The 12,565-nt window shown below is 35.4% G+C and carries 15 protein-coding genes; 9 read left to right on the top strand and 6 right to left on the bottom strand.

All coding sequences use genetic code 11. The features are described from left to right. Positions 1–2 precede the first annotated feature (2 nt). The 3 genes from ACZ2G0_RS07845 (at position 3) to ACZ2G0_RS07835 (ending at position 1,574) form a co-directional block, all read left to right on the top strand. A complete protein-coding gene (locus ACZ2G0_RS07845) occupies positions 3–368 on the top strand; it encodes a 6-phosphogluconate dehydrogenase (RefSeq protein ID WP_470309765.1) in 366 nt (121 codons plus the stop codon). Positions 369–373: 5 nt separating this feature from the next. Next, on the top strand, positions 374–922 hold the full coding sequence (locus ACZ2G0_RS07840) for an acyl-CoA thioesterase (RefSeq protein WP_300287576.1): 549 nt from the start codon (positions 374–376) through the stop codon (positions 920–922). Between the two features lie 115 nt (positions 923–1,037). Further along, positions 1,038–1,574 carry a YceI family protein gene (locus ACZ2G0_RS07835; protein ID WP_470309763.1) on the top strand — a complete coding sequence of 179 codons (537 nt, stop codon included), beginning with the start codon at positions 1,038–1,040 and terminating at the stop codon, positions 1,572–1,574. Positions 1,575–1,577: 3 nt separating this feature from the next. Here ACZ2G0_RS07835 and ACZ2G0_RS07830 read toward each other — a convergent pair whose 3' ends face one another. Beyond that, entirely contained in the window at positions 1,578–2,486 is a 909-nt protein-coding gene (locus ACZ2G0_RS07830) for a TIGR01777 family oxidoreductase (RefSeq protein WP_470309762.1), read from the bottom strand. 110 nt (positions 2,487–2,596) lie between these two features. Between ACZ2G0_RS07830 and ACZ2G0_RS07825 the strand changes: the two genes are divergently transcribed. From ACZ2G0_RS07825 to ACZ2G0_RS07800, 6 genes are read left to right on the top strand one after another with little or no spacing between them, the layout of a single operon-like run. Next, positions 2,597–3,256, top strand: a complete 660-nt coding sequence (locus ACZ2G0_RS07825; RefSeq protein WP_470309761.1) for a TetR family transcriptional regulator C-terminal domain-containing protein — start codon at positions 2,597–2,599, stop codon at positions 3,254–3,256. Next, positions 3,257–4,555 carry an ABC1 kinase family protein gene (locus tag ACZ2G0_RS07820; RefSeq protein ID WP_470309760.1) on the top strand — a complete coding sequence of 433 codons (1,299 nt, stop codon included), beginning with the start codon at positions 3,257–3,259 and terminating at the stop codon, positions 4,553–4,555. Positions 4,556–4,557: 2 nt separating this feature from the next. Next, positions 4,558–4,839 carry a TIGR03643 family protein gene (locus tag ACZ2G0_RS07815; RefSeq protein ID WP_470309759.1) on the top strand — a complete coding sequence of 94 codons (282 nt, stop codon included), beginning with the start codon at positions 4,558–4,560 and terminating at the stop codon, positions 4,837–4,839. Positions 4,840–4,864: 25 nt separating this feature from the next. Then, positions 4,865–5,548 carry an SDR family NAD(P)-dependent oxidoreductase gene (locus ACZ2G0_RS07810; protein ID WP_470309758.1) on the top strand — a complete coding sequence of 228 codons (684 nt, stop codon included), beginning with the start codon at positions 4,865–4,867 and terminating at the stop codon, positions 5,546–5,548. A gap of 26 nt (positions 5,549–5,574) precedes the next feature. Beyond that, positions 5,575–6,186 carry a GTP cyclohydrolase I FolE gene (gene folE, locus ACZ2G0_RS07805; RefSeq protein WP_470309757.1) on the top strand — a complete coding sequence of 204 codons (612 nt, stop codon included), beginning with the start codon at positions 5,575–5,577 and terminating at the stop codon, positions 6,184–6,186. Positions 6,187–6,204: 18 nt separating this feature from the next. After that, a complete protein-coding gene (locus tag ACZ2G0_RS07800) occupies positions 6,205–7,623 on the top strand; it encodes an SDR family oxidoreductase (protein ID WP_470309756.1) in 1,419 nt (472 codons plus the stop codon). Between the two features lie 237 nt (positions 7,624–7,860). Here the strand turns inward: ACZ2G0_RS07800 and ACZ2G0_RS07795 are convergent, their stop codons facing one another. The 5 genes from ACZ2G0_RS07795 to ACZ2G0_RS07775 form a co-directional block, all read right to left on the bottom strand. Continuing rightward, positions 7,861–9,156, bottom strand: coding sequence for a cryptochrome/photolyase family protein (locus ACZ2G0_RS07795; protein WP_470309755.1), 1,296 nt, complete (start codon positions 9,154–9,156; stop codon positions 7,861–7,863). Further along, on the bottom strand, positions 9,156–9,617 hold the full coding sequence (locus ACZ2G0_RS07790) for an SRPBCC family protein (RefSeq protein ID WP_300287587.1): 462 nt from the start codon (positions 9,615–9,617) through the stop codon (positions 9,156–9,158). The genes ACZ2G0_RS07795 and ACZ2G0_RS07790 overlap by 1 nt, the downstream gene beginning before the upstream one ends. Positions 9,618–9,785: 168 nt before the next feature. Then, on the bottom strand, positions 9,786–10,226 hold the full coding sequence (locus ACZ2G0_RS07785) for a sterol desaturase family protein (protein WP_470309754.1): 441 nt from the start codon (positions 10,224–10,226) through the stop codon (positions 9,786–9,788). Between the two features lie 25 nt (positions 10,227–10,251). Beyond that, positions 10,252–11,094 carry a phytoene/squalene synthase family protein gene (locus tag ACZ2G0_RS07780; RefSeq protein ID WP_300287589.1) on the bottom strand — a complete coding sequence of 281 codons (843 nt, stop codon included), beginning with the start codon at positions 11,092–11,094 and terminating at the stop codon, positions 10,252–10,254. 1 nt (position 11,095) lies between these two features. After that, a complete protein-coding gene (locus ACZ2G0_RS07775) occupies positions 11,096–12,565 on the bottom strand; it encodes a phytoene desaturase family protein (protein WP_470309753.1) in 1,470 nt (489 codons plus the stop codon).

The raw sequence follows: 12,565 nt of genomic DNA, 5'->3' as shown, positions 1-12,565 counted from the left end.
ACATGAGAAAATTTATAATGATACTAAGTATCACAATCCTAGTATCGATTATTGCCTATTTTACCTTCATATACAATGCAACCTATAGCGAAGGAGTACGATCAGGACAACTAATAAAATTTAGTAATAAAGGAGTGATCTTTAAAACATGGGAAGGAGAAATTAGCCAAGGAATTTCGGGAGCACAAATATTTGCCTTTTCAGTTTTAGACAAAGACAAACAAGTGATAACTGATTTACAACAATTTGAGGGTAAATATGTCAAAGTAAAATATGTAGAACGCTACAAAACTTTTGCTTGGTGGGGCGATACGAAATACTTTATCATTGATGTAAAAGAGGAAGCCTCACCATACCGCTTTAAATAAACAATATGACAAACAATTATAAAACGGTTGAATCATCGGATATCACCATTTCAGAACTAATGTTGCCGTCTCATACTAACTTTAGTGGTAAAATTCATGGTGGCTATATCTTATCACTTTTAGATCAAATTGCTTTTGCCTGTGCTTCAAAATTTTCAGGTAATTATTGCGTAACCGCCAGTGTTGACACGGTAGATTTTTTAAGCCCAATCGAGGTAGGCGAACTAGTAACAATGAAGGCCAGCGTTAATTATGTTGGAAAGAGTTCGATGATCGTAGGTATACGCGTAGAGTCGGAAAACATACAAACTGGAGCAAAAAAACATTGCAACTCCTCCTATTTCACCATGGTGTCAAAAGATACTAATGGAAACAACGCTCAAGTTCCTGGACTCATACTATCTACAGAAAAGCAGGTTAGGCGCTTTATCAATTGCCTCAAGCAAATTGCACTAAAAAAGGAAAAAGACCGCCATGAGGAAAACTTCAACTACAATTCAAAAGAAGCTATTGATAGTTTGAAGCAATACCGCGTAAGTATCCAAATACCATAATCTTTCAAACAAAGCTAGAAAGGAGCGGAAGTTGCTTCATTTTTTTTACGTGTTTTTGATTAGGAAATAGCTAAGATTATTCGTAACTTTAGTTTAGCCCCTAAATGTTATTCTCATGAAAAAAATACTACTCCTCCTATTATTGAGTTGCATTGCGGTTAATGCACAAAAAAAATGGACTACCCATAAGGCTATAGTTTCTTTTGAGGCTTCAGTTCCATTGTTTGAACCCATAGCAGCGGAAAACAGAACTACGATTTGTATTATTGACACTAAGAGAAGTACCATTAACTTCGTAGTAAAAATGAAAGATTTTCAATTTGAAAGAAAGCTTATGCAGCAGCATTTCAATGAGAATTACTTAGAAACTAAGAAATATCCAAAAGCAACATTTAAAGGAACTATACTAAATTTTGATTGGGTCGATTTCACAACTATCCAATCTACTTTTTATGTTGAAGGCATTATTACCATCCATGGCCAATCAAAAAAAATTAAAGCAGCCATTGTTCTTAAAAAAAATGGAAAGCAACTGGTCTTAACCACAAACTTTAGTTTAAATACCGACGATTTCGGAATTGCAATTCCGTTTTTAGTTCGGGACAAAATTGATCGCAATGTAAAAGTTCATTTAGAAGCGATACTAGACTAGCTATTAAAGACTAGCCTTGATAGCTTCATCCAACTTTTGCCATTTAAAAGTAAAACCTACTGCTTTTATTTTTTCGTTTGACACGCGACGACCGGTTAAAAGTAATTTTGCCATTTCACCCAAGGCCACTTTCATAATAAAAGCTGGAACGTTGGGTAGCCACATTTTATAACCGTAAACCTGTGCAAAAGTAGCAGAGAAACTAGCATTGGTAGTATTATCATTGATGGCTGCATTATACGCTCCACTCATATCAGCATTTTGAATCGCTTCGAGGTAAATAGCACATAAATCATCAATATGAATCCAAGGCATGTACTGTGTCCCTGTTCCTAAAGCGGATCCCAACCTATATTTAAATAACGGCTTTAATTTTTCAAGAAAACCATCATTAGGACCTACAACTAACCCAGTACGAACTTTAACCGTACGTATTCCCAGTTTTTGAAATTGATTGGCTACCGCTTCCCACTTTTGACAGGTTAATCCCAAAAAGTCGTTTGCTGGTTTTTGATCCTCTACGCAAATGGCCTGACCATTAATCGCACCATAAATCCCAACTCCTGATGCCGAAATGAAAGCGTCGAGCTTTTTATCATATTTCTTAACCACACCATAAATCAATTTGGCCGATTCTTCCCTACTGCTAATGATCGCTTCTTTACGTTCTTTACTCCACCGCTTACCCGCGATGTTCTCACCCGCTAGATGAATAACAAAATCTGCATTGAGAACCGCTTCGTTTTCAATTAGTTGTTTTTCAACATCCCAAGTGTAATAAAAAATAGTATCGGTACTCTTTTTCTTTGTACGACTTAAAATAGATACACTATAGCCGCTATCTATTAATAAGGCTGTTAAATGCTTCCCCACAAAACCCGTACCTCCAGTTATCAGAACATTTTTTTTCATCAATTATATATTTAAATCGTCTTTAGTCAAAGATACAAAATAAATTTTGTTTAACTTTGTCGAATAATTGTTAAACATTTATTATCTTTATACTCTAAAAAAAAGTACAAATGGCAACCAAGAAATCTAAAATAACGAAAGAATCTATCGTTTCTATGTTTATGAACTACACATTAGAACATAACGAGAAGCCTAAATCAGTATACAATTTTGCAAAGAGTAATGATTTTACAGAAGCAGAATTTTATACCTTTTTTGGTAATCTTGAAAGCATAGACAAGGTAATATATGACATGTTCTTTGAGCGGACAATGGAGCTGCTTCAAAAAGATGCGAATTACGAGACCTATGATATGAAAAGTAAATTATTAAGTTTCTACTTTACTTTTTTCGAATTGCTAACGGCTAATCGTTCTTATGTATTAATGAGTTTGCACCAAAATAAAAACCAACTTAAAAATCTAGCACAATTATCTAGTTTAAGAACCAATTTCAAACTGTTTATTGCTGAGATTACTACTGATGAAATATTAATTGATCAAGAAAAACTACAAGAATTACAAGAAAAAGCGATTCAAGAAAGTGCTTGGATACAATTCTTACTAACCTTGAAATTTTGGATTGAAGACGGATCTGCTGCTTTTGAAAAGACAGACATCTATATCGAGAAGAGTGTAAAATTAAGTTTCGACCTGATGAACATTGCACCAATCAACAGCCTTATTGACTTTGGAAAATTTATTTTCAAAGAAAAAACACAAAAAAACTAAATGAAAACAATTGACTATATACCCACATCCAAAATTGAGCGAGCAACAAAACTCGTGCAAACAGGAGCCAAAGTAGGTGTGAATTATTTAAAATATTACGGAGAGAAAATCGTGAATTCGGACTTAACTCGTGATAAATTAAATGAAAGCAATGCCGAAGATATATATGACGGACTGAAGAGTTTGAAAGGTAGCGCTTTGAAAGTAGCTCAAATGCTAAGCATGGACAAGAATTTCTTGCCGCAGGCTTATGTTGAGAAATTTTCTTTGTCACAATTTTCAGTACCACCACTTTCAGCACCATTAGTACTAAAAACATTCAAAAACAACTTTGGTAAAACACCTTACGAAATTTTTGATGAATTCAATGCTAACTCAATTAATGCGGCTAGTATTGGTCAAGTGCATTTGGCGGTGAAAAACAATAAAAAACTTGCTGTAAAAATTCAGTATCCAGGGGTTGCTAACAGCATATCCTCTGATTTGGCTTTGGTAAAACCAATTGCGATCCGAATGTTCAATTTGCAAGGAAAAGACTCTGATAAATATTTCAAAGAAGTTGAAGATAAACTTATCGAAGAAACGAATTATTTATTAGAATTGAAACAGAGCCAAGAAGTTGTGGCAGCTTGTAAAAAAATAGAAAATTTAGTTTTCCCAGAATACTATCCTGAATATTCATCAGAGAAAATCATTACGATGGATTGGATGACTGGCGTGCATTTATCAGAATTCAAAAATTCAGATCCAATTGTAGCAAATAAAATTGGTCAGGCGCTATGGGATTTTTATATGTATCAAATTCACGTTTTGAAAAAAGTACATGCTGATCCACATCCTGGGAATTTTTTAATCAACGAAAAAAATGAGCTAGTGGCATTAGACTTTGGTTGCATGAAGAGTATTCCTAATGACTTCTACGTTCCCTACTTTGAATTGATTGATAAAAATGTAATAGACAATAAAAAGTTATTCAAAGAAAAACTATTTAATCTAGAGATTTTAAGAGCTGACGATACCAAAGAGGAAATTGCGTATTTCACGCAAATGTTTCACGACTTACTCTCTTTATTTACGCAACCATTCCAATCAGAGACTTTTGATTTTTCTGACGAAATTTTCTTTGAAAATATTGCGAAATTAGGAGAACGTTTTGCAAACGATACCAACTTAAAGAAAATGAACGGTAATCGTGGATCTAAACATTTCATCTACATTAACAGAACCTTCTTTGGATTATACAATCTAATGTTCGACTTGAAAGCGAATATAAAAGTAAATGATTATCTAAAATATTAAGAATGGCAGGAGCACAATTGACTGATTTAGAAAAAGATCGTGTAATCGAAATGGCGTGGGAAGACCGCACTACTTTCGAAGCAATTCAACTACAATTTGGTTTGAAAGAACAAGATGTAATTGACTTGATGCGAGCCGAAATGAAGCCGTCTAGCTTTAGAATGTGGCGCGCAAGGGTTCAAGGTCGCAAAACCAAACACGAAAAACTACGCAACTTCACTGAGGGAAGATTTAAATGCACCATGCAAAGACAAATAAACAACAACAAAATATCCAAGCGCTAGCCACTTGGTCCATTAAAAAACAATTATGAAAAACATAGTAATAGTAGGTGGTAGCAAAGGAATAGGAAGTGCTATTTTATTGCAACAGTTAGAAAATAATTATATTTACAACATCAGTAGAAATGCTCCGGATATCACACATCCTAACCTGAAGCATTTTCCTTTAGACATCTTACAAGATGCCTTACCCGAGATTGAAAATGTAGATACTTTAATTTATTGCCCAGGATCTATCAACTTAAAACCAATAGGGAATTTAAGTATTGATGATTTCAGAAATGACTTTGAAATCAATGTAATTGGTGCTGTTAAAACGATTCAAAAATATTTGCCTGCCTTAAAAAAAGGAACTAATCCATCAATAGTGCTATTTAGTACAGTAGCAGCAAAACTTGGAATGCCTTTTCACGCGAGCATCGCTACAGCAAAAGCAGGTGTCGAAGGTTTAGTAAAAACGTTAGGTGCTGAATTAGCATCGACAATTAGAATTAACGCCATTGCTCCTACTATTACAGAAACGTCTTTGTCTGCCAATATTCTGAGAAATGACAGAATGAAAGACATGATGGTAGAACGTCATCCAATGAAAGGGTATTTAAAACCATCTGAAGTAGCTGATATGGCTGACTTCCTAATATCAACTAAAGCAAAATCTATTTCCGGACAAGTATTCGAAATGGATTACGGCATTGTAACTTTTAAAATATAATTACCCTCCAAATAGCAGATTTAAGCATGATCAAAGAAATGAAAAATTACGAGAAAAAAGAGCAATATAATGCGGAAACAACTGCTGTATTAGCCGAAAATTACAAAACCATTATTCATGGTCTAGGTGAAGACGTAACAAGAGAAGGTTTAGAAAAAACTCCAGAACGAGTGGCTAAAGCAATGCAATTCCTAACACATGGATACGCACTAGACCCATTAGAAATTTTAAAAGGGGCTCTTTTTACCGAAGATCATAGCCAAATGATTGTAGTTAAAAATATTGAAGTATATTCGATGTGTGAACACCATATGTTGCCTTTTTTTGGAAAAGCGCACGTAGCCTACATTCCAAACGGCAAAATCGTTGGATTGAGTAAAATACCGAGAATCGTTGATGCTTTTGCAAGAAGAATGCAAGTACAAGAACGATTGACGGATCAAATTAAAGACTGTATCCAAGAAGCCTTAGAGCCTCTAGGAGTAGCAGTAGTTATTGAAGCGCAGCACATGTGTATGCAAATGCGCGGAATCGAAAAGCAAAATTCATTCACGACCACTTCCTCTTTTACTGGAGCATTTGAAAAAAATAAAACCAGAAAAGAATTCATAAGCTTAATCTCGAATAAGTTGAGCTAACCTTAAAATCACAATGCGATGAAAATTCTCTTAACAGGCGCAACAGGCTATATCGGAAAAAGACTATTACCCATTTTAATAGACCAAGGACACGACATAGTTTGTTGCGTAAGAGATTTAAATCGCTTTTTTGTTCCGCTCCTGTACAAAGATCGGGTTTCAGTAATCGAAGTTGATTTTTTAAAAGAGGACAGTTTAGCTGCCATTCCCAACGATATTGATGCGGCCTACTACCTTATTCACTCCATGTCAAGCTCTGCCGATAATTATGACAAACTTGAAAAAGAGTCGGCATTGAATTTTGTGTCTCAAATTAATAAAACGCAGGCACAACAAGTCATTTACCTGAGCGGAATTGTCAACGATGATTCCCTTTCCAAACATTTATCTTCAAGAAAAAGAGTCGAAGAAATTCTAAATACAGGAACCTATGCCATGACTACCTTACGAGCGGGTATCATTGTAGGATCTGGTAGCGCCTCGTTTGAAATCATAAGGGACTTAGTCAATAAATTGCCTGTCATGATTACTCCAAAATGGCTTAACACACGCTGTCAACCCATCGCAATTACAGATGTATTGGAGTTTTTATCCAAATCACTACTAAATCCAGTAACCTACAATCAAAGTTTTGACATCGGCGGACCTGATATTCTGACTTATAAAGAAATGCTTTTGGGCTTTGCCAAAGCAAAAAATTTGAAACGCTGGATATTTACCATTCCCGTAATGACTCCTAAACTCTCCTCCTACTGGCTTTATTTTGTAACCTCAACTTCCTATAAACTAGCAAGCGCCTTAGTCAGTAGCATGAAGGTTGAAGTAGTTTGCCGAGATACAAGAATCAACGTACTACTTGGAGTAACTCCTATGTCCTATGATTTAGCGTTGTCTAGAGCCTTGGTAAAAATCGAATCCAATTCAGTTGCATCTAGCTGGAAAGATTCTTTAGTTAGTGGTCGTTTCAAAACCAATATATCCACGTATTTAAAAGTACCAAAAAAGGATTGCTTCATTGATCGTCGCAAAAAAGAAATCATCGATAGAGACTACACCATTAACCAAATCTGGTCAATTGGTGGCGAAGTAGGATGGTATTATGGCGACTGGCTATGGGATTTAAGAGGTTTTATCGATAAACTTTTTGGTGGTGTTGGTTCCCGACGCGGCCGAACAAATAAACACGACATCCATGCTGGCGATTCACTTGATTTTTGGAGAGTGCTTTATGCCAATAAAGAAAAAGGAAAACTAGTACTGTTTGCCGAAATGAAACTACCCGGAGAAGCCTGGTTAGAATTTAAAATTATTGGCAATACCTTGTATCAATCGGCTACGTTTAGACCTCGAGGAATATGGGGAAAATTATATTGGTATTCGGTTCTACCTTTTCACGGCTTTATTTTTGAAGGAATGCTCAATAAATTAATTAAATAATATTGAGGAGCTATTTCCAGCTATCCGCTTTATCTTTCCTTTTTTAAAGAAAAAAAGCAAAGGATGCCGCTACTATCTGGGCTAAAAAATCTCGATCTTAAAGATAAACTGGTTTAAATTGACAATTACCTTTACACATATAAGTAATGGACACAATCGTTAGTATAAAATAGACCTATTTGTAGTTTATTTCTCTGCTTTCAAAGTCAATAGTAACCTTGTATTCACAACCAGATATTACTTTAAAATACCTGCTTTGTAGGTCGCTATCGCTCTATCACGTGCAAAAGCATGATCCACCATAGGCGCACCGTAGCCTAAATCAAATTCAGGAATCCATTTACGAATGTACCTTCCTTTTTCGTCAAACTTTTTTAATTGAATTTCAGGATTGAAAACTCTAAAATAAGGCGCAGCATCACAACCTGTACCAGCGGCCCACTGCCAGTTACCTACATTAGCCGATAGTTCGTAATCCAGTAATTTTTGAGCAAAATAAGCTTCGCCCCATTGCCATTGAATCATCAAGTGCTTGATTAAAAAACTAGCCACAACCATACGCACACGGTTGTGCATGTATCCTGTCTCATTAAGCTGACGCATTCCTGCATCAACCATTGGGTAACCTGTTTTTCCTTCGCACCATCTTTTAAAATCATCTTCATTATTGCGCCACTCGATTCCGTCATAAGCAGGCTTGAAATTATGAGTCACTACTTTTGGAAAACTAAAAAGTATTTGCATGAAAAATTCACGCCAAATCAATTCACTTAAAAAAACAGCATTTGATTGGGCAGCATAATTAACCATTTTACGGATACTTACCGTACCAAAACGCAAATGAGGTGATAAATAGGATGTAGAATCGACAGCAGGAAAATCTCTTGTTTCATCATAAGTAGCTACTCCCTTAAAAGTATAGGGTTTCACCTTGATTTTGCTTCGAACAAAACCGATATCCTCAAGCGATAGTATTTTAAAATTAGACTGAAACCAATTACTAAAAAGGGGTGTTAAATCGTACTCTTGAACGGGTGCATTTAACTTATAATTTTCTAACCATTTATTTTTATAAGGAGTATAAACAGTATAGGGCAGTCCGTCGGCTTTTACAATTTCTTTTTCTTCAAATATAACTTGATCTTTGAAAGAGTAAGAAATTATATTTTTTTGTTCTAACAATTCACAAATTGCCTCGTCTCTAGCAATGGCATACGGTTCGTAATCTTTATTAAAAAATACTTCCTTAATGTCATACTCATCGACTAGGGCTTGCCATACTTGTTTGGTAGAACCGTTTTTGATTAATAACGAACTTCCTAGCTCTTTTAGTTGTTCATTGATGTTACTTAAATTATCGTGAATGAAACTAACACGAGCATCATCTTTAGGTAATTTATCAAGTATTTCCGTATCAAAAACAAATAAGGGAATAACAGGATACTCACTTTTTAAAGCGTGAAACAATCCTATATTATCTTCCAACCTTAAATCGCGTCTGAACCAAAAAAACGAAACTACTGCTTTACTCATTACTTTTTATTAAACATTGCGTCAACGGCTTTTTCTCTGAACTCAAAAATTTCCTTTAGTTTACTTTTAACCACTAATGTATTCATAATACGTCCTAAGAATCCTAGCGGTAAACCATAATGTACGACATCAGTCATTTTTACGCCTTCGGGAGTAGCTTCAAAAAAATGCTTGTGGTGCCATAAAGCGTAAGGTCCAAAGCGTTGCTCGTCTATAAAATAACTATTTTCTTTAACTGCTGTTATTACCGTCATCCAAGATAAAGTAATCCCAAACAAGGGACGTACTTTGTACTGAATCACTTGACCCGGATACACTGTTCTCTCATCATAATCGGTGATTTCAAAACCCATGTCCGATGGCGTTATTTTTTGCAAATTACGCGGACTAGAGAAAAAAGACCAACATTCATCTAAGGATGCTGTTACATTTTGAACCGTTTTTATGGAGTATATTTTCATCAGAGATAGTTTTTGCGAGTTGAATTGTAGGTTTGTTTCGCGTGAGGGATTGCAACGGAGCTCTTTATAAACAAGACCTTTGGTCGCGTTTATAAAAGCGGGAGTGTAAAGCCCGACCTTTTAAGAAAACTATTTTCAGTTTTTTTAAAAGGTCACGCCATACTTATTTTACATTTTGTAATATTTGAATGGAACGAAGAGCATTCCGAATACTTGGCTGTCCTCTTTACCTATGTTTTTATGGTGTACTTTATGCGCTTTACGCAAACCAATCAAGTATTTATTGTTGGTGTTCTTGAACCATTTAAAACGTTGGTGGATCAAGACGTCATGAATCATAAAATAACTTAAACCGTAGGCAAAAATCCCCAAACCGATAAAAAAGAGGTAGTTGAAACCTGCCTCAGCACCAAAATAGAACAAAGCAATTGACGGTATAGCAAAAATCACAAAAAAGATGTCATTGCGCTCAAAAGGGTGCTCGTATTTAGGCTGGTGGTGGTCTTCGTGAAAATACCACATAAAGCCGTGCATCACGTACTTATGTGTTAGCCAAGTAACGCACTCCATAAGAAGGAAAACCGCTAAAAAAATCAAAAAGGATATCATTGTAATTTATTTTAATTGTATTGATTTATTGAACTAAACGTAATTTATAAGTCACGAAAGACTGTGCTAAAAGACCCGCTTTGGTGTAATTAGACACTCGGATGCGAGAGGTACCTATTTGGTGATAAGGTGTGTTTTTTAGTTTGGTCAACAGCTTTTTGTAATAAACATAAGCGGTGTACACACCAAATTTAGCCTCCATTGGTAATTTTACTATTCCTTCGTAAGCAACTCTAAAATCCTCTTCAATCTCTTTGATGATAGCTGTTTTAGCATTTTCATCAAATGATTTTAGATCCACTCCCGGAAAATAATTACGGTTTAAAAGCAAATTATCGTCTTTTAAATCACGAAGGAAATTCACTTTTTGAAAAGCAGAACCCAATCGCATTGCCTCTCCTTTTAGAGCTTCATATTGATCTTCGTTTCCTGAAACAAAAACTTTCAAGCACATTAAGCCGACTACATCAGCAGAACCATAGATGTATTCCTCGTATTCTTCTTGGCTATCGTAATCCGATTTCACTAAATCTAGTTTCATACTTTTCAAGAAGGATTGTATCATATCATCCGTGATATTATACTCTTTCACAGTTTGCTGAAACGAATTTAAAATGGGATTCAAGCTAATACCTAAATCATATGCTTTGTAATATTCTTTTTCGAAGTCGTCAATTAAAACTTCCTTATCAAAACCATGAAATGAATCCACAATTTCGTCGGCAAAACGCACGAAACCATAAATGCTGTAAATAGCATCTCTTATACTTGGCGATAGCATGTAGACTGCCAATGAAAAAGAAGTAGAATAGTTTTTAGTTACTAATTTACTGCACTTAAAAGAGACATCGTCAAATAATTGCTTCATATTATTCTTGTAAAAATTGTTTATTAATCAAATCCGACACTAATTTACCTGAAATTAATGCTGGTGGCACTCCTGGTCCAGGAACTGTCAACTGCCCTGTGAAATATAAATTACGAACTTTTTTGCTCTTTAGTTTCGGCCTAAGGAAAGCAGTTTGTAATAATGTATTCGCCATTCCGTATGCATTTCCTTTATAGGAGTTGTATTCCGACACAAAATCGTTTTTACAAAATGACTTTTTAAATATAATATTTTTTTTGACATTCTGCTTCGTAACTGACTCAAATCGATTCATTATTTTTTCAAAGTACTCTTCTCTCAACGCCTCAGTATCATTTATCCCAGGTGCTAAAGGCACTAAAAAGAAAGCCGATTCCATTCCCTCGGGAGCAGCCGTTTTATCAGTAATTGATGGAAAGTTAGCGTAAAATAATGGTTCATCTGGCCATCTTGGTTCGTCATAAATATCTTTTGCATGCTGGTAGAAATCAGTATCAAAAAACAAAGCATGATGCGAAATATTGTCAATTTTTTTATCAAAACCAACATAAAAAAGCAAAGAAGAAGGTGCAAAAACACGGCTATCCCAATACTTTTCAGAATACGCACGGTGCTCTTGATCCAGCAAATTTTCAGTGTGATGGTAATCAGCACCACTTAAAACTAAATCCGAATCTACTCTTTCTCCATTGACAACAATAGCTTTGGCAGTTTTATTTTCGACTATAATTTTTTCAATATTGGCATTGGTATGAAAAACAACTCCAAGTTCTTCAGCTAGACTTTTCATGGCACGAACTACATCGAACATTCCTGTTTTAGGATGCCAAGTTCCTAGACCAAAGTCGGCATAATTCATAAAGCTGTAAAACGAAGGTGTATCCGATGGTTTGGCTCCCAAAAAGAGAACAGGAAATTCTAATATTTGAATCAGTTGCGGGTTTTTGAATTTCTTGCGAACATCTCTACTGATGTTACTAAAAAACTCACCTACCTTTTTAGCGGTTTCTACCGTTACTAATTCTAAAGGAGATACTCCCGGACGGTAGACCAAATCCTTAATGGCAATATTATAATTACTTTGCGCTTCCATCATGAAAGCATGCAGAACAGCACCACTACCTTTTTCGATTTTTTCAAATGTTGCCTCTATTTCAGGCAAATTATCAGCGATGGCGATAAATTCATCTACACCAAAATAGACTCTGTAGGCAGGAGATAATTTTATTAACTCATAATAATCAGTGGTTTTTTTACCAAAGTCAGCAAAAAAACGATCAAAAACGTCCGGCATCCAGTACCAGCTTGGTCCCATGTCAAAAGTGAAACCATCAATTTTTAACTGTCGTGCACGACCACCAACCGATTCATTTTTTTCATAAACATGCACATCGTGACCGCTTTGAGCCAAATAAGATGAAGCTGCTAAAGCAGAGAAACCGGAACCTATTATTGTAATTCTTTTTTTCAT

Source organism: Flavobacterium sp. KKT103 (assembly GCF_055640565.1).
The sequence above is the reverse complement of the archived record's forward strand: the minus strand, read 5'-3'. Positions and strand labels throughout refer to the sequence as shown.